This window comes from Undibacterium sp. Di26W, from assembly GCF_049340265.1.
GTDB lineage: Bacteria > Pseudomonadota > Gammaproteobacteria > Burkholderiales > Burkholderiaceae_D > Undibacterium.
Genome location: NZ_JBMPOR010000009.1, coordinates 75,109 through 92,168, shown reverse-complemented (window position 1 = coordinate 92,168; position 17,060 = coordinate 75,109). Strand labels below are relative to the sequence as shown.

The 17,060-nt window shown below is 53.2% G+C and carries 15 protein-coding genes; 10 read left to right on the top strand and 5 right to left on the bottom strand.

Translation table 11 applies throughout. The features are described from left to right. Positions 1-111: 111 nt before the first annotated feature. The 6 genes from ACO0LM_RS12975 to ACO0LM_RS12950 all read left to right on the top strand — a co-directional run bounded on the left by ACO0LM_RS12975 (position 112) and on the right by ACO0LM_RS12950 (position 5,450). A complete protein-coding gene (locus tag ACO0LM_RS12975; protein WP_423037699.1) occupies positions 112-1,341 on the top strand; it encodes a M48 family metallopeptidase in 1,230 nt (409 codons plus the stop codon). 21 nt (positions 1,342-1,362) lie between these two features. Beyond that, positions 1,363-2,022 carry a TIGR00266 family protein gene (locus ACO0LM_RS12970; protein ID WP_423037698.1) on the top strand — a complete coding sequence of 220 codons (660 nt, stop codon included), beginning with the start codon at positions 1,363-1,365 and terminating at the stop codon, positions 2,020-2,022. Positions 2,023-2,034: 12 nt separating this feature from the next. Beyond that, the gene (locus ACO0LM_RS12965) at positions 2,035-2,715 is read left to right on the top strand and encodes a TIGR00266 family protein (protein ID WP_423037696.1); all 681 of its coding nucleotides are present in this window, start codon (positions 2,035-2,037) and stop codon (positions 2,713-2,715) included. A gap of 14 nt (positions 2,716-2,729) precedes the next feature. Continuing rightward, entirely contained in the window at positions 2,730-3,782 is a 1,053-nt protein-coding gene (locus ACO0LM_RS12960) for a TIGR00266 family protein (RefSeq protein ID WP_423037694.1), read from the top strand. A gap of 167 nt (positions 3,783-3,949) precedes the next feature. Then, complete coding sequence (locus tag ACO0LM_RS12955) at positions 3,950-5,059, top strand: HAF repeat-containing protein (RefSeq protein ID WP_423037692.1); 1,110 nt, start codon at positions 3,950-3,952, stop codon at positions 5,057-5,059. 85 nt (positions 5,060-5,144) lie between these two features. Next, on the top strand, positions 5,145-5,450 hold the full coding sequence (locus ACO0LM_RS12950) for an NIPSNAP family protein (protein WP_423037810.1): 306 nt from the start codon (positions 5,145-5,147) through the stop codon (positions 5,448-5,450). Between the two features lie 9 nt (positions 5,451-5,459). On the opposite strand, the gene ACO0LM_RS12945 is transcribed toward ACO0LM_RS12950, so the two are convergent. From ACO0LM_RS12945 to ACO0LM_RS12935, 3 genes are all read right to left on the bottom strand, one after another. Beyond that, positions 5,460-7,238: an ABC transporter substrate-binding protein gene (locus ACO0LM_RS12945; protein WP_423037690.1), complete on the bottom strand. Its 1,779-nt coding sequence runs from the start codon at positions 7,236-7,238 to the stop codon at positions 5,460-5,462. 260 nt (positions 7,239-7,498) lie between these two features. Further along, positions 7,499-8,320: a substrate-binding periplasmic protein gene (locus ACO0LM_RS12940; protein ID WP_423037688.1), complete on the bottom strand. Its 822-nt coding sequence runs from the start codon at positions 8,318-8,320 to the stop codon at positions 7,499-7,501. Positions 8,321-8,333: 13 nt separating this feature from the next. Next, positions 8,334-9,197: a 1-aminocyclopropane-1-carboxylate deaminase/D-cysteine desulfhydrase gene (locus ACO0LM_RS12935; RefSeq protein ID WP_423037686.1), complete on the bottom strand. Its 864-nt coding sequence runs from the start codon at positions 9,195-9,197 to the stop codon at positions 8,334-8,336. 112 nt (positions 9,198-9,309) lie between these two features. Here ACO0LM_RS12935 and ACO0LM_RS12930 point away from each other — a divergent pair, with 112 nt between their 5' ends. After that, positions 9,310-9,972 (top strand): GGDEF domain-containing protein, encoded by a 663-nt coding sequence (locus ACO0LM_RS12930; protein WP_423037684.1) that lies wholly within the window; start codon positions 9,310-9,312, stop codon positions 9,970-9,972. Between the two features lie 90 nt (positions 9,973-10,062). Further along, positions 10,063-12,033, top strand: a complete 1,971-nt coding sequence (locus ACO0LM_RS12925) for a CocE/NonD family hydrolase (RefSeq protein ID WP_423037682.1) — start codon at positions 10,063-10,065, stop codon at positions 12,031-12,033. 57 nt (positions 12,034-12,090) lie between these two features. Here the strand turns inward: ACO0LM_RS12925 and ACO0LM_RS12920 are convergent, their stop codons facing one another. Next, on the bottom strand, positions 12,091-12,963 hold the full coding sequence (locus tag ACO0LM_RS12920; protein ID WP_423037680.1) for a DMT family transporter: 873 nt from the start codon (positions 12,961-12,963) through the stop codon (positions 12,091-12,093). 618 nt (positions 12,964-13,581) lie between these two features. On the opposite strand from ACO0LM_RS12920, the gene ACO0LM_RS12915 reads away from it, so the two are divergent. Next, positions 13,582-15,312 carry a rhamnogalacturonan lyase B N-terminal domain-containing protein gene (locus ACO0LM_RS12915; RefSeq protein WP_423037678.1) on the top strand — a complete coding sequence of 577 codons (1,731 nt, stop codon included), beginning with the start codon at positions 13,582-13,584 and terminating at the stop codon, positions 15,310-15,312. Between the two features lie 139 nt (positions 15,313-15,451). Beyond that, positions 15,452-16,057 carry a hypothetical protein gene (locus ACO0LM_RS12910; RefSeq protein ID WP_423037676.1) on the top strand — a complete coding sequence of 202 codons (606 nt, stop codon included), beginning with the start codon at positions 15,452-15,454 and terminating at the stop codon, positions 16,055-16,057. Here the strand turns inward: ACO0LM_RS12910 and ACO0LM_RS12905 are convergent. After that, positions 16,054-16,863, bottom strand: a complete 810-nt coding sequence (locus tag ACO0LM_RS12905) for a TatD family hydrolase (protein ID WP_423037674.1) — start codon at positions 16,861-16,863, stop codon at positions 16,054-16,056. The genes ACO0LM_RS12910 and ACO0LM_RS12905 overlap by 4 nt on opposite strands. Positions 16,864-17,060 lie beyond the last annotated feature (197 nt).

The window sequence follows — 17,060 nt, the reverse complement described above, 5'->3', positions numbered from 1 at the left end:
AAAAGAGAGAATGCCTGATTTATAATTCAGCCAGCAATTGGCCAAAGTTGTTCAAACATGCGTCAACATCAGGCAATATGCAGTTTCTTTTCATCATCACACAGGACATTCATGGACGCAGCGGCGCTCATCTCCAGCACTTATCCATGTCATGCCTTTCATGCATCCCTGCCCGGTGGCCGCGATACGGGTGAACTACAACTGACGCAAACGGGGCTGAGCTATCAAGTGGCATCACTGGTCGGCACCCTGCCGTTTGCCAGGCTGGAACTGACATTGGGTGGGGCCGCCAACAAACTGATCTTCATCAAGCACCTGGATAAACCTGATCTGGTACTTTACACCAGTGATCTGGGCATACTGGACAACCCCATTTTGCGTGCCCACCCTGAGTGCTCGCGCCAGATAGGCGTGGCCCGCCGCAAGCGCGCGCAGGGCTGGGGCATACTGCTGGGGCTGAGCTTGCTGCTGCTCGCACTGCCTCTCGGCCTGCTATGGCAAATGGGTAGTTTCTCTGACTATGCGGCCAGGAAAATACCAGTGCAATGGGAAGAAAAACTGGGCGCAGGTGTCGCCGCTGAACAAGCGCTGGAAAACAAGCACATGCCCAAGGCGGAAGCCGAAGTTTTGCTCAAGCCCCTGACTGCGCCCTTGCTGCAGTCCCTGCAAGATTCGCCTTACCACTACACCATCGTCATCGCCAATGACAGCAGCACCAATGCCTTTGCGCTGCCGGGTGGCTATGTCACCATCAATTCCGGCCTGATCCTGAAGGCGGGCAGTGCAGAAGAATTGCTGGGTGTGCTGGCACATGAGATCAGCCATGTCGAACATAGACATGGCATGCGCAGCATCATCAGCAATGCCGGCATCTACCTGGTAGCCAGCGCGGTATTCGGTGATGTCAGCGGCTTGCTGGCCACAGTGGGTAGTGCAGCCCCCATGCTGCTCAGCCAGCAATATTCACGTCAATTTGAAACCGACGCCGATGAAAAAGCTGTGATCTTGCTACAACGCGCGCATATCAATCCGGAAGGTTTACCACGCTTTTTTGAACGCATGATTGCAGAAGAAAAAGCCGCCATGGAAAAAATCGATAACAAACAGGCACGGGAAGCTTACAAAAAAGCCATAGGCTTGCTCAGCACCCATCCCGCCAGCGAGAAGCGCCTGACAAATTTGCGTAGTCTGATCGGTCAATCCAAGGGACAATACGTGAATCAGGAAGTCGCCTTCAGGGACTTGCAGGAAGCCGTCAAGAAATTTGTCGCCGCATCGTCTGAAGCAGAACCCAAAAAACCGGAAACAACACCAGAAAAACCGTCAGTAGCAGCATCCTGACCAATCAAAAGGAGTGTCGCAGTGAAAGCAAATATCAAGGGAGGACATGCTTTTTCCTATGTCGAGATAGAACTCGAACCGGGTGAAAGCCTGTTGACTGAACCCGATGCCATGTCCAGCATGGATGCCAGCCTGGATTTGACAGCGCATTTCAATGGCGGCCTGATCCAGGGCCTGTTGCGTAAGTACCTGGGTGACGAATCACTGTTCATCAGCCGTTTCAAGAACGCAACTGGCGCAGCACGCCGCATCACCATCGTCCAGCCTACGCCAGGTGAAATCCTGTGCAAGGAATTGAATGACGAACTCTATTACCTGCAGCCCGGTGCTTTCCTGGCTTGCGAAGAGGGCGTCAAAATTGGTCTGGGTTTTGCCGGTTTTGCGTCCTGGATCGCGCGTGAAGGTTTGTTCCGCATCAAGGTCAGCGGTAACGGCAAGGTCTGGTTTGGTGCGTATGGCGCGTTACTGGAAAAAGAAGTGAATGGCGAATACATCGTCGATACCAGTCACCTGGTGGCCTATGAACCATCCCTGCGCCTGAACCTGCAACTGGCGGGCGGCCTGTTTTCCAGCTTCCTGGGTGGTGAAGGCCTGGTGACACGCGTCAGTGGCAAAGGCAAGATCATCATACAAACCCGCAGCATTTCCAGCCTGGCTGGTTGGCTCAATCCCAAATTATAAGAGGGCGCGATCATGCAAGTAGAATTAGTCAGTCAGCCTGGCAATACCGCCGCCAAAGTCAGCCTGCGTCCTGGTGAAGTATGTACCGCCGAATCCGGTGCCATGCTGGCCATGAGCAGCAATATGCAAATCACTACCACCACCCATAAGAAACAAGGCGGCTCGCTGTTGAAAGCGGCCAAGCGTTTGCTGGGTGGTGAATCCCTGTTCCTGAATCATTTTGAACCGCAAAGTACGCCGGGTGAAGTCTGGCTGGGTACTGACCTGGCGGGTGACATGGTGGTGCTGCCTTTGAACAACGACAATCTGATCGTGCAGGGCGGTTCCTTCCTCGCGTGCGACGAAGGCATAGAAATCGACCTGGGCTGGCAGGGTTTCAAATCGCTGCTGTCAGGTGAAAGCATTTTCTGGCTTAAGCTGAAAGGCAAGGGAACTGCCGTCCTGTCTTCTTTCGGTGCCATTTACCCAATAGAAATCGATGGTGATTACATCGTCGATACCGGCCATATCGTGGCCTTCAGCGAGACCCTGCAATTCTCCATCACCAAGGCTGGCAAGAGCTGGTTGCAATCCATACTCGGTGGTGAAGGTCTGGTGTGTAAATTTTCTGGCCGTGGCACGGTCTGGTGCCAGTCGCACAATGAAAGCAGTTTCGGCAACCTGCTCGGCCCCGACCTCAAGCCAGGCAGCTAACCATAAGGACAGCCATGAATAATACCAATATAGATATCGTCCTCACCGGTGAACTGGCAGAAGGCGTCAGCTTCGAGCAAGCTTGCGCAACGGTAGAAAAACTGTTCAAGTTGCCCGGCGAACAGGCTAAACAATTGCTCGAGACCGCACCACGTATCATCAAGCGTGGACTGGATGCGGCGACCGCAGAAAAATATCGCCAGACCATAGAAAAAGCCGGTTTGAAAGTGATACTGAAAGACCAGGCAGAAGAAGCCAACACAACCGACACTGCCCCTGCATCGGTACCGGTGTCGACACCTGCTCCTGCCCCTGATACTGCCCCACCGGCACTTGCCCGACAAGCGCCGCCGGTCACCCGCGCCGCGATTGAGCCCGCCAAGCCAGCCGCAGCTGTCACGTTTGATGGCCTGAAATTCAAGATCGATGGCCGCCCGGATTTTGGTTTTCTGACTGTCGATATACCGACCGGAAAAACACTGAAAGTCGAAGCCAGCGCCATGGCCACCATGGACACCAACCTGGTCATGAAAACCAAGATGAAAGGCGGCATCTCACGCATGCTGTCAGGTGAAAACCTGTTCCTCAATGAATTCACCGCTGAAAACGGCCCGGGCGAAATCGGCATCGCCCCTGCCACGCCAGGTGACCTGATCCACCGCTATCTGCGCGGCGAAACCCTGTACCTGCAAAGCGGTGCCTTTGTCGCCAGCACCCCTGGCATCACCATAGAAACCAAATGGCAGGGCTTCACCAAGGGCTTCTTCTCCGGCGAAAGCCTGTTCCTGATCCGTGCCTCCGGCGAAGGTGACCTGTGGCTCAACAGCTACGGTGCCATCATAGAAATCGACGTCAAGGATGGTTATGTCGTCGACACCGGCAACATCGTCGCCTTTACCGATGGCCTGGAATACAGCGTCAGCAAAGTCGGCGGCTACAAATCCCTGTTCTTCTCTGGCGAAGGCTTCGTCTGCCGCTTCAAGGGAGAAGGCAAGTTGTGGATACAGACCCGCAGCGTTGGTGCCTTTGCCAGCTGGGCACGCAAGTATCGCCCGACCAAGGAATAAGACAGACACAATCGGCCACCACGCAGAAAAAAATCTGCGCGCTGGTCGATTGATGATAAAACAGCCGGTAAGAACAGAGATAATAATTTATCTTTATCACCAAGCAATAAATCTGTATATTCGTCAGCAATTCTCCCGCACAAAACTCCTTCAGAAAGGATGCTCGTATGCCTCATGCATTGCGTAGTGGTTTGTTGCTGTTGGCGCTGATTGGTGGCGAAGCCGCTGCCACCAGCCATTCCCTGGGTATAGAACGAAAACAGTACGGTGAATCGATCGCCTATGACATGAATGCGGCAGGCCAGGTTGCTGCCGTGATCAAGGAAAAAGACGGCACACCCCATGCCGTGTTTTTTGAAAACGGCAAGCTGATCAAGCTTGAAATGCCGGGCGAAACCGAAAGTGAAGCCAAGCGTATCAATGACAAAGGCGCGGTGGTCGGTTCTTCAAAAAAAAACCAGTCCTGGAGAGCATTCATCCGCAGCCGCGACCATGGCACGCAAGACCTGGGCACCCTGGGTGGCCCCAGCAGCTATGGTACAGCACTCAACAACGCTGGCCTGGCAGTGGGCTTTGCAGATACCCCCAGCCGTGACTGGCACGCCTTCCTGTACACACCTGGCGAAGCACTGAAAGACCTGGGTACCCTGGGCGGTAAAGTCAGCTATGCCAGCGGTATCAATAACCTGGGCCAGGTGGCTGGCACGGCCATGGTAGCCGATGGCTCACGCCATGCTTTTTTGTATGACAACACCAAAGGCATGGTAGACCTTGGCACGATAGGCGGCCGCTACAGTTCGGCGACGGCCATTAATGACAAGGGTGTAGTGGTCGGTACATCGGAAACCAAAGACCGGCGCTGGCATGCCTTTGTATATGACGGCACCAGGATGGTGGACCTGGGCGACAAGATAGGGTTCGGCGACAGCTTCGCCACCGGCATCAATAATGAAGGCCACGTAGTGGGAGTGGTTGATACGCTGGATATGCGTTTGTCCTTCGTCTGGCGCGACAACAAGATGGTCTTGCACCCGGCAGGCAAAAGCCTGTACCTGACGAATGCCATCAACAACGCCGGACAGGTGATAGGCGCCAGTTACGATCGTGGCCTGTACGCTGCCACCATGCCCTCCAATGCCCTCCCCTTTGTCGATCTGGGCGGCACCAGGATACTCGGTTTTAATGTACTGGTGGTGCTGCTGGCCCTGGCCCTCGCCATATTCCGCAAACGCCTGAAGGGTTTGTTTTTCGAGAGCAGATTGTTTTTCGGGGCCTGAACCGGTCAACGCCTGCCAGGGAGAGGGGCCGTTGCCACGCTCCCCTGACAGGCAAACAACATCTTCCAACCTGCCGACCCATATCATGATCACCTGCTACATCCGCTATATCATCGATCCCGCCAAGCTGAAAGAGTTTGAACATTACGGCAAACTCTGGATACCCTTAGTTACAAAATTTGGTGGCCAGCACCATGGCTATTTCCTGCCTTCTGAAGGTGCGAATAATGTCGCGCTGGCACTATTTAGCTTTCCCAGTCTGGCGACGTATGAACAATACCGCATACAGATGATGGACGACGCAGAATGCCAGGCTGCGTTCAAATTTGCCGAAGAAAACAAATGCATCGTCAGTTATGAACGCAGTTTTTTCAAACCCGTGTTTGGATAAGCTGACGACTTATTTGCTCTTTTCCACATCCAGGAAACGCCAGTCCCCACGCATGATGGGGTGGGTTTTATAGCCCTTGACCCAGGGCTGTATCAACCAGTTGCGTACACGCCAGAGTTCCAGACTGTGTACGGTATCGGCTTCCAGCAATCTCTCCATGGTGTTGAATACTTTCTGGCGTTCAGGTCCATTCGGCATCAGGCGGGCTTTTTCATAGGCAGCATCGAAAGCTGCCGATTTATAGCAGCCATGATTACCGCGATAGGCATTATTGCCGTAATACAGTTCCATGAAATCCATGCCGTCCGGGATGTCGGCGATATACCCCATGCCAAACATCATGAGCTTGCACTGGTAGGCCGATTTCAGGTTGTCTGCAAACCCGGCCACCGGAAATTCTGCGCGTATACCTATCTTGTCCAGCGAGCGCTTCCAGACTTCCATGCGGGCATAGTCCTTGGTCCTGGGTGCCGAATGGATGCGCAATTTCAGCGGTGAACCATCGGGCATGCTGCGAAAGCCATCTGCACCACGTTTATAGCCGAATTTGTCAAGCAGCTTGTTAGCCAGTTTGGGGTCGTAGACATTGCTGTTGCGGTAGCTGCTGTCATGTCCTGCCACATCGGGTGGCACCATGGATTTGGCCTTGATGGCCTGCCCAAACCAGACCTGGTCAATTTCTTCCTGATGATTGAAGGACAAGGCAATGGCACGCCGCAAGGCGATTTTTTCCTTGCTATAACCGCCTACAGTCGGGTCCTGAAAATTGAAGAAAGTACGGGTAATACCAGGGTCTACGGTACGATACAAGCGCAGGCCCTTGGCTTCATATTCCGGCTTTAACTTGCCCTGGTCCAGCAGTTTGACGGAAGCGGCCGGTACCAGCATTTCAAAATCCAGTTGTCCTGAATCAAAAGCCAGCCAGCGAGACTGTTCTTCTTCGATGATGGCAATCTCGACACGCCCGACCTGTGGCATGTGCTTGCCCTGCATGTCCTTGATGATCTGTTTGTCCCAGTCGCTGCCGGTGCCTTTGAAATCCCAGACAAAACCACGGTATTCGGGATTTGCTTCCAGGATGATTTTACTGCGCGGCACATATTGCTTGAGCATATACGCACCCGTGCCTACCGGGTGCTGGTTGACGGCTTCGCCATAATGTTCGACCACTTCACGGGCAACTGCGCCCCCCATGGGTTTGGCAAAGTAGTAAATCAAGCCAAGGTCTGGTGCTTTCAAGCGAATGATCAGGGTATAGCGGTCGGGTGTTTCCAAGCCGGCAACCGGCTTGTCATAATCAAACTTGCCAGATTTTTTGGCAGCGGCTATCAGCTCATCCAGACCGATGATCTTGCCTTCCACAATACTCGCTTGCGTGGAGCGATTATTGGGGTCTACCAGACGTTTGAAGGTATAGGCATAATCACTGGCCAGCAATTCCCGGCGCTGCCCCTTGAAAGCTGCGTCAGGTGCAAAATAAATTCCCTGCTTCAGCCTGAAAGTCATGGTTTTACCGTCATCACTGATGTCAGGCATGGCGACGATGGTGTTGGGCACCAGCCTGGCTGGACGTGCCAGGTAATCATACGTGACCAGTCCCTCGAAAATGGCATCTGACACCCAGTTGGAATAAGCGCTATTGGTACGCATGGCATCAAAGCCATCGTCGGCAGCTTCAAACGACAGGTGCAGGACTTTATTCGGGTCAGCTGCCGCCATCGCCGGCAAGCTCAAGCTACCGACCAGTGCAATCAGCGAAATCAGCACAGCGGTCAGGAATGATTTCATCGTCTATGGTTGAAAATAGTAAAGGCAGCAGGATACCGCTAATGACAAGGCAATTCCAAACTTAATCCTGAGAACCTGTTTGCGATCTTAAGCGCGGGCGTGATCGGAGTCCACGCGGGGCTCATGCGCTGCTCAAAATGCTCATGTACTTCAGTACATTCCGCTTTTTGCGTTGCGCTTTTGTTACCTTGCCCCCGCTGATACACGCACGTTCGCTACAGATCGTAAACAGGTTCGGAGTGGTGGCGTCATTCCAAACGCTAGCGCGATGCAAGTCCATAGCGGTGCATGATCTTTTCCATATCACCATTGTCCTGCATGGTCTGGATGGCGGCATTGATCTGTTCTATCTTCCAGCCCGATTTGCGGGATAGCGCGCACTGGGTGTGCACGATCGAAAAAGCAGTTTTTGATACCTTGTACAAAGCGCGTTTGTCAGGGTAATTTTTGAAATAACCTTCGATTTCACTGTCCGAACTGATCATGGCATCGGCCCCGCTCAGGCTCAGCATGCGAAACATGCCTGGCACATCTGTCAGGTCCACGCGTTTGATTTTTCCTTCTGTCAGTTGCGTACCTATCTGTGGATAATGGTAACCCAGTTGCACTGCCAGCCTTTTACCTTCCAGTTGCTGCGGCAGAATTTCCAGACCGGGTTTGTCTGCCATCACCACTACTCTCTCCACCTGCGGGAAAGTCGGTATGGACCAGTTGACTTCTTTCGGCAAATCAAACCAGCCGGGGCTGGAATAACACATCAGGTCAGCGTCACCCTGTATCACGGCATGTTCAATGCGGCGTCGTGAATAGGCAACATAACTGGCGCGCGCTGATATTTTTTTTGCCAGCAGGTCAGTAAATTCTTTTTGCAGACCACCAATCAATTGGTGATTTTTGTCGAAAATGTTGAGTGGATAATCCAGATTTTCATACACGGCAACGCGCAAATGAGCATCAGCCGCCTGGCAGGCGACAGTCAGACCACCCAGGCAAAGAAACAGCAATGCGCTGGCCAGACGCCCATGGCGTTTGCGGTCGGGTCTGGCGCTGCTTGGCCGGTACTGGTCCTGCTGTTGTCTCATGTTTATTTTGCCTTCAGGTATTCATGTCTGCAAACCCACGCCGGCCCTGCAAGCCACCGGTGTGGATGGCAAGCACGCTGGCATCTGCCGCCAAACAGCCATCATGCCACAACTGACGCAGCGCAAACAGCATTTTCCCGGTATAGACAGGCTCTAGCGGAATACCGGTTTCGTTTTCAAAATCAGTACAAAAAGCCGTCAGTTCTGGCGTGACACGGGCATAGCCACCGAGATGAGATTCAGTCAACAATTGATAATTTTGATAGTCAGGATAGCCAGCCTCGGTCAGCAGGCGTGCGATCTCATCTTTCAGATAGCCCGCATTGCTGATGGCAGCCACACCTATGACCTGGGAACGACCGGCCAGGCCCGCCAGCACCCCGGCCAGGGTCGCACCAGTGCCGCAGGCCAGTATCATATGCGAGGGGATGAAGGGCAATTCGGTCACCAGTTCGGCCACGCCACGCAAGGCCTGCGCACTGCTGCCGCCCTCTGGCAGCCACAGCACGTCCTGGTCCGGCATAGGCAAATGAAGACGCCAGGCGTCTGGCTCATTACGCAAGCGCCGGTAAGCGTCACGCGTGACAAACTTTACCTGCATACCTAGCAGGCGGACATCATCCAGCATGGCGCTTTGCATGCCTTCCGCCCCGCGCACCAGCGCCGTGGCGGGCACACCGGCCATAGCGCAGGCATGTGCCAGCGCATGCAAATGATTTGACCAGATACCGCCCATGGACACAATGTGCACCGCCCTGCCCTGCACTGCCTGCAAAGGATATTTGAGCTTGCGGAACTTGTTGCCCGACACCTGTGGATGCAGCAGGTCATCGCGCTTGATCCATAAATCCATGCCGGGGAAATGTCTGCTTTCCACACGCTGACAGGGTGAGACTTGATTTGAAGGCAACATTCTTGGCAGAAATACGGTGGTCAATGGTAAAGTGCCATTGTAGCGCCTGGCGCTAACCATCATCGCTGGAGAGGACATGTCGACGGACAACACGCAAATTTTACTGAATGCACGACAACAACTGGATCAATTGATCAAGCAAATTCGTCACGAAGGCCAGCAAGCCGACTTGTTACCTGCGCTGGAAACGGTACTGACACAACTCGACAGCATGGCCAGACACGACCACCTGACCAATGCCTTGAACCGCCGCTCATTGATGGGGATGCTGGAAAACGAACTTGCACGCTCCTTTCGTACCGGACATACCTTCACGCTGGCCTCCATCGCCATAGACGGGCTGGAACAGATACTGGAACAGCATGGCCAGGCGGTGGCACGCCAGGTCTTGCAAAGGGTATCCAAAGAGGCCCTGACCATGTTGCGTACCCTGGATTCCTTTGGTCGCGTCGCCGCCAATGAATTTGCCATTGTCATGCCGACCACCTGGCTGGAAGCCAGTCGCAAAGCGATCGCCCGCCTGAAACTGCGGGTCGAACAGGTGGATTGGGAAAGCCTGGCACCGGGGCTGAAAGTCAGCTTTTCCACCGGACTGACGACCAATGCCCACAAAGACACTGCAGAAAGCATGCTGAAAAGAGTCGGTTCTGCCCTGGTGACAGCGCGCGGTCTGGGTCCCAATCAGATTTCAGAAATTGAGCCTCCCCTGCCAGATTATGACCCCAATGCGGAGAATTAATGCCCGTTAGCAATTGAATAGGGAACTTGTTCGCTTAAAAACGAACCAAGCTATTCATATTCTTATAATCTTATAATCCCAGGGAAAACCATGACCCAGTCTGATTTGCAGCGCATGCGGCCCAAGCATGCGCTCATCCCCCTATTGCTAAGCGTCATGCTGGGCTGCGTAGCAGTTCCCGCTGCGACCGCCGCTGCCACCAACATCGCCACGGCAACCAGTCTTGCCGACGACAAATCAGACCAGATCAAACAGCGTGCCGACTATATCCGCAAGAATTATTGCAAGTTTGAATACCGCATCCCCATGCGCGACGGCAAGCTGCTGTTCACCGTCGTGTATGTGCCGAATGATGCCAATCACAACAAACGCTACCCTATCCTGCTGAACCGCACTCCGTATTCGGTCGCGCCTTACGGTGCGGATCAGTACAAGACCCAGTTGGGGCCGACCGCTGAATATGAAAAGGAAGGCTTCATCTTTGCCTATCAGGATGTACGTGGCACCTATATGTCGGAAGGCGAATTCGTCAATATGCGCCCGCACATAGACCAGAAAAAAGCGGTGAGCGATATCGATGAAAGTTCCGATACCTATGACAGCATAGAATGGATGACCAGGCATTTGCCCAACAATAATGGCAAGGTCGGACAATGGGGTAATTCTTACCCCGGCTTCTATACCTCGGCCGGGGCTATAGACGGCCACCCGGCCCTGAAAGCAATCTCACCACAAGCACCGATTGCCGACTGGTTCCGTGGTGACGACATGCATAGAAATGGTGCCTTCAACCTGCAAATGGCATTTGTTTTTTTCTACAGCTTCGGCCAACCACGACCACTGCCTGTTTCCAGTGCGGGCTGGAAGGATTTTAATTTTGGCACACCGGATGGTTATCAGTTCTTTCTTGACCTGGGCTCCATCGCGAATGCGAATACCCGCCATTTCAAAAATGCTATCCCGTTCTGGAATGACATTGCCGCACATCCCAACTATGACCAGTTCTGGCAAAGCAGGAACATTTTGCCGCACCTGAAAAACATCAAGGCAGCCGTGCTGACCGTGGGCGGCTGGTATGACACCGAAGATCTGTATGGCCCGCTGAACACCTACAAATCCATAGAAAAACAGAATCCGGGTATACAAAATACCCTGGTCATCGGCCCATGGACGCATGGCGGCTGGTTCCGCACAGATGGTGACAAGGTGGGTGACGCAAATTTTGGTTACCGTACCGTGGAAACCTATCAACCCATAGAACTGGCGTTTTTCAAACACTACCTGAAAACTGGCGACAAACCAGCACTGCCGGAAGCCTGGATGTTTGAAACCGGGGCCAATCGCTGGCGCGGTTTTGAGCAGTGGCCACCGAAAGAAAGCCAGGATCAGGCGTTGTATTTCCAGGCCGATGGCAAACTCAGTTTCAAGGCACCGGCCAACCAGGATGCACAGTTTGATGAATACATCAGTGACCCCGCCAAACCGGTACCCTATACCACCGAGATAGGCACACGCTGGAACAAGCAATACGTGGCTGCCGACCAGCGTTTCGCTACCCGCCGTCCGGATGTACTGAGCTGGCAAAGCGAGGTACTGGAAAAAGACGTGACCCTGGCAGGCCCACTAAGCGCCGATCTGTTTGTCAGCGTCACCGGCACGGATGCCGACTTTGTAGTCAAACTCATCGACGTCAATCCAGCCAATCTGGAGACCGACCCACAGACCAATCGCGGCAACCAGCAAACCCTGGTCAGGGGTGAGCCTTTCCGCGCCCGTTTCCGCGATGGCTTCGAAACCGCAAAACCGCTGGTACCGAACCAGGTCACCAAAGTGAAGTTTGGTATCAATGATGTGTTCCACACCTTCCAGCGCGGTCACCGCATCATGGTACAGGTGCAGTCCAGCTGGTTTCCCTTCATAGACCGTAACCCGCAAAGCTTTGTACCGAATATCTATGAAGCCAAAGACAGCGACTTCATCAAGGCCACGCACAAGGTGTATCACAGCAGCAGCCAGCCTAGTGCCCTGCATGTGAAAGTCTTGCCGGCGCTGGACCAATAAAAAATGCCGGTCATGCCTTTAACAGGTATGACCGGCATTTTCAATTTGAACCAAACCTTACTCCACTTTCTTGACTGGCTGGAACACCACCAGCCAGGTCGCCAGCACCACGCCCGCACAACCTATCGCCGTGTTCAGTGTGATGCTTTCCTGCAGGAACAGATAGCCCCATAGCAAGGCAAACAGCGGGATCAGGAAAGTCACCGTCAGCGCCTTGGTCGGCCCCAGGTCCGCCATCAGGCGGAAATAAATCAGGTAGGCAACCGCACTGCACAAGAGCGCCAGGGCGATGGCTACCATGACTATCGTTGCTGTAATCTCGCCCCTTACTGGTGCCAGCGGCAGGAAGGGCAATAACACAAATGCGGCCCCTACTTGTGAACCGGTGGCCATTTGCATGGCCGTCATGCCTGTAAGTTTTTTCTTGGTATAGATGCCGACCAGGGCATAACAAAGCGTTGCACCGACGCAGGCCATGACTGCCAGCACCAGCTTGCTATTGAATTCCACCGGCCCCAGACGCACCAGAAAAGCGACGCCGAGCACCCCTGTCGCCATGCCCGCCATCTTGCGCAGGGTCAGTTGTTCACCCAGAAAAGCCGCCCCCATCAGCGCTCCCCACAAAGGGCTGGTGGCATTCACGATCGCCGAATAACCGGCGGGGATACTGAGTGCTGCATACGAATACAAAGCAAAAGGCAGGGCAGAATTGATGGTCCCCAGTATCAGGAAAGATTTCCAGTTACCGCGAAAATTCATCGCCCTGCCGGTAATCAGCATCATGGCCAGCAAGGCCATGCCTGCCAGGCCTACCCTGACTTCGGCGCTCCACAGCACCCCGACCACCGGTGCCAGCACCCGCATGAACAAGAAAGACGCACCCCAGATGGCCGCCAGGGAAATCAAACGTAATACATCAGCACTGCGCATAAGCACTCCATAGCAATCAGGGGAGCAGCTTAACAAACTGTGAAGAAAGCTGCTGGCAGCTTTCGGACATGGCAGGTAATCTGGTGCGGTGCAGCAGCAAAAAACCTGTATTTTCACCGCTCAAGAAAATGATTTATTGCAATATTTTCTTCAAGTGTTGCCGTATTGAATTGACACGCGGAACGTAGAAAATAATACTGAAATCATTATAAAAGACTTGTGCAGCAGCCCGCTATCTCGCCGCAAGCAAAACCGCTTTCCAGCATTCAATACAAAGTCTGAAGGTGACCGGGAGGTCGTCTGTAACAGACTAAGCGCATCAGGCAGTATCGATATTTTTTACCTTGCCAGGCATCTTGCTGATGCCCGGGGGTAGGCTGCATCCCTTTGTTTTATAAGGTTTTACGCTGGTGTGCATTACCAGTGAAAACACAGGTCGCGTCGCCACAAGTTTCATCCGGAATGCAGTTTCAGCTTGCCGCACATTGTGTGTAGCAAGACCGTCTGATTATTTTATAGGAAAAGGAGAAAACACCACCACTACTCAGGGACAAGGTCACAAAATATCACAAAAAAATATCACAACAAGATTCCTAAATAAAAAACAGGAGACAAAAATTGAATACAAGAAAATTATGCAGCTTTTGGTTAAGCTGCCTGCTACTCAGCCTGTTAGCGGGCTGTGGTGGCAGCGACAGTAGTAAAAGCGCGCAAACAGGAAGCACGGTGCCGTCGGCGCTTCCGCCACAGGCAGCACCGGCCAGTACTTTTGGCCTGAGCTCTGATACCAATTTCTACACCGTGGATACCGGTGCCGGTCTGGTGTTTAAAATTCGCCGTCTCGATAACGGTGTCAGCACGCAATCGGCAGGTGACATTGCCTCGCTGATCTATAACGGTGTGCAATATCAGGACCAGTCGCGTGGTTCACAGGTGAATAGCGGCTTTGATTATCTGTACACCGGTGTATCTGCAGTGACCGTGAATGCCGATGTCATCAATACCGACTATATCCGCATCACGGTGCAGGCTGGTAACCTGACCCATTATTACTTGGCAAAGAATGGCAGCCCGCATATCTATATGGGAACCTATTTCACCAGCGAACCCAACACCCTCAACCTGGTGCGCTATATCGTGCGGGTACCGGTAGGAGCGCTGCCTTTTGGCCCGGGGCCATCGGATTTGCGCAACACCACCGGTGCCATCGAATCCAGCGACATCTTCGGCATGGCCAATGGCGAGACACGTTCCAAGCATTATTCAAATATGCGCTTGAAAGACTGGTCTTACATAGGCGGCACCAGCAGCAGCGTCGGTCTGTGGATGGTCAGGGACAATAATGAAGGTGGTTCTGGCGGCCCGTTCTTCCGTAGCCTGCTGAACCAAATCACGTCGACTAATCAGGAAATCACCTATATCGTCAACTATGGAGAAAACCAGACCGAAGCATATCGCCCCGGCATCCTGAATACCTATACGCTGGTATTCACCAATGGATCAGCGCCAGGCACACTGGATACTTCCTGGTTTGCCAACATGGGCATGACTGCATATGTCCCGGCATCGGCACGTGGTGCCGTTGCTGGTACAGCCATCTTTGGCCGCGATACCAACTTTGGCTATACAGTCGGGTTTTCAAATGCGACAGCCCAGTACTGGGCCACGGCAAATGCCAGTGATGGTTCATTCAACAGCCCGAACATGATCCCTGGTACTTACACCATGAAGATCTATAAAAATGAGCTGGCTGTTGATACCAGTACCGTCACCGTCAGTGCTGGCAATACCTATAATGCGGGTGCCATTACCATTGCCGGTGACCCCAGCAGCAGCACCGCACTGTGGCGTATCGGTGACTGGGATGGTTCACCTGCCGAGTTCCTGAACGGCGACAAAGTCACCACCATGCATCCATCCGATGTACGCATGAGTTCATGGGTACCCGGTACCTTCGTGGTTGGCACTTCCACTGCGGCAGCCAACTTCCCGGCTTATCAGTGGAAAGCAGTCAATGGCACCTACACCATCAAGTTCAACCTGACGGCCAGTCAGATTGCCGACCACACGCTGCGGGTAGGTATCACTACCGCCTATGCAGGGGGACGTCCGAAGGCACAGATGAATACCTGGGTATCTGCCAACCCGGCAGCATCGACCCAGCCATCCAGCCGTACCCTGACGGTAGGCAGCTATCGCGGTAACAACACCATGTACAGCTTCGCTATTCCTGCCAGTGCATTCGTGGTGGGTGAGAATATCCTGACCCTGACTGCGATCAGTGGCTCCAGCGGCACAACTTATCTGAGCCCAGGTTATTCATATGATGCGGTGGATCTCTTGCAATAAATCTTGTAATAACTTCTTGTAATTGAAGATGTCTTTCAGGCCAGCGAAATTTTCGCTGGCCTGATACATTCTGGTACAGGCAAATTTAGGGACATGTTAGACTTTCAAGTCCCATCTGCACACGAGACAAAAGTCCATCATGGCCACTGCCAATCCTTCATCCATGCTGATCGGCGTTGCCGTCGGTGCGTTTATTCTCTGGCGTATTGTGTCGCGTATCCGGCGCATGGTAGGCAGGCAAAAATATTCTGGCATACGTGCCGCGATCACCGTATGCATTTTCCCGGTGCTGATCGCCCTGGTCATGTTGGGTGCGCTGAACCATGAAGGCAATGCCCTGATCATGCTGGGTGGCCTGGCTGTCGGTAGCGGCCTGGGTGTGTATGGGCATCGTCTGACCAAATTTGAAAACAGTCCGGCAGGAAAATTCTATACGCCGAATGCCCATCTCGGGATTGCGCTGTCACTGCTGTTGCTGGGTCGTATTGCCTGGCGTATGGGAAGCCTGTATTTCACGACACAATCATTCACCACACCACCTGGTGATTTTTACGGTAGTCCGTTGACCCTGTTCCTGTTTGGCATGCTGGCGGCCTACTACATTAGCTATGCCGTCGGCCTGTTGCGCTGGTCGCGCAGCTTGCGGACGACAACACCCACTGCAATACCCGCAGCAACACCCATCTTGACAGCAGAGATTGCTGAAGACGCAGACAAACCATCACAATCAGGCTTACCGTCTTAGCCCGCTAAGGGCAGATTAAAAAACTGCCCGGTATTCAATCGTACCTGACGGGCCAGTGCTATGGCTGATATACCCAGAATGCCGGCCACCGCTTCCAGCACGACCGGCAAATACATGGGTTCATTCCGACCCTCTTGCGGTTTTACGGGTAAGTTGCGCGGTAACAGGAAGGGTGCATCCGTTTCTATCATCAGCTTTTCTTTCGGCAAGAACTTGAGCGCCTGACGCAAGTCGTCACCACGACGTTCATCGCACACCCAGCCGGTCACACCGATATGGCAATCCAGATCCAGGTATTCGCGGATTTCTGCCGTGTTACCGGTAAAGCAGTGCACCACTGCACCCTTCAGTTGTGGGCGGTATTGCTTGAGCAGCGCAAAAAATGCATCATGCGCTTCACGCTCATGCAGGAACACAGGCTTTTGCACACGCACGGCCAATTGCAATTGCGCTTCAAAGCAAGCCAATTGCTGCACTTCAGTCGAAAACATGCGGTTATAGTCGAGGCCACATTCACCGATAGCAACCACACCAGACCTGGCCGCCAGTTGTTCTATGCTGGCGGCACAGGCGGCATTCCAGTTCTTGGCTTCATGCGGATGTACGCCTGCGGTACTGCTCAGGTAGCCGGCATAAGTGTGTGTCAGCACATGGGCATCACGGCTGGCATGCTCTGAAGTGCCGGTGACGATGATGTGTTCCACACCGGCCTGTTTGGCCCTTTGAATCACGGCATCCAGATCAGCATGAAAACGACGGTGTGCGAGATTGGCACCGATATCGATCAGTGTATTTTTTTGTTGCATTTGAGATTCCTGTTATTGTTATTATCTGGACTACCGGCTCGCTCAATCAATGAGGACCGAGGATATTCTGAAGCAGAAACTGCGGGAGAGAAATCGTCTGGATTAATCCAAATCTTTTTATTAAAAAATGATGGCGCTGGTTTCAACACCAGCGCCATCATAAATCTGCTTGCAGGAAAAAGCCAAGCTCTTCCTTG

Excerpts from the sequence above, each read along its gene's own strand:
- ACO0LM_RS12975 (WP_423037699.1), top strand. The coding sequence starts at position 112 with ATGGACGCAGCGGCGCTCATCTCCAGCACTTATCCATGTCATGCCTTT.
- ACO0LM_RS12965 (WP_423037696.1), top strand. The coding sequence starts at position 2,035 with ATGCAAGTAGAATTAGTCAGTCAGCCTGGCAATACCGCCGCCAAAGTC.
- ACO0LM_RS12960 (WP_423037694.1), top strand. The coding sequence starts at position 2,730 with ATGAATAATACCAATATAGATATCGTCCTCACCGGTGAACTGGCAGAA.
- ACO0LM_RS12955 (WP_423037692.1), top strand. The coding sequence starts at position 3,950 with ATGCCTCATGCATTGCGTAGTGGTTTGTTGCTGTTGGCGCTGATTGGT.
- ACO0LM_RS12950 (WP_423037810.1), top strand. The coding sequence starts at position 5,145 with ATGATCACCTGCTACATCCGCTATATCATCGATCCCGCCAAGCTGAAA.
- ACO0LM_RS12945 (WP_423037690.1), bottom strand. The coding sequence starts at position 7,238 with ATGAAATCATTCCTGACCGCTGTGCTGATTTCGCTGATTGCACTGGTC.
- ACO0LM_RS12940 (WP_423037688.1), bottom strand. The coding sequence starts at position 8,320 with ATGAGACAACAGCAGGACCAGTACCGGCCAAGCAGCGCCAGACCCGAC.
- ACO0LM_RS12930 (WP_423037684.1), top strand. The coding sequence starts at position 9,310 with ATGTCGACGGACAACACGCAAATTTTACTGAATGCACGACAACAACTG.
- ACO0LM_RS12925 (WP_423037682.1), top strand. The coding sequence starts at position 10,063 with ATGACCCAGTCTGATTTGCAGCGCATGCGGCCCAAGCATGCGCTCATC.
- ACO0LM_RS12920 (WP_423037680.1), bottom strand. The coding sequence starts at position 12,963 with ATGCGCAGTGCTGATGTATTACGTTTGATTTCCCTGGCGGCCATCTGG.
- ACO0LM_RS12910 (WP_423037676.1), top strand. The coding sequence starts at position 15,452 with ATGGCCACTGCCAATCCTTCATCCATGCTGATCGGCGTTGCCGTCGGT.
- ACO0LM_RS12905 (WP_423037674.1), bottom strand. The coding sequence starts at position 16,863 with ATGCAACAAAAAAATACACTGATCGATATCGGTGCCAATCTCGCACAC.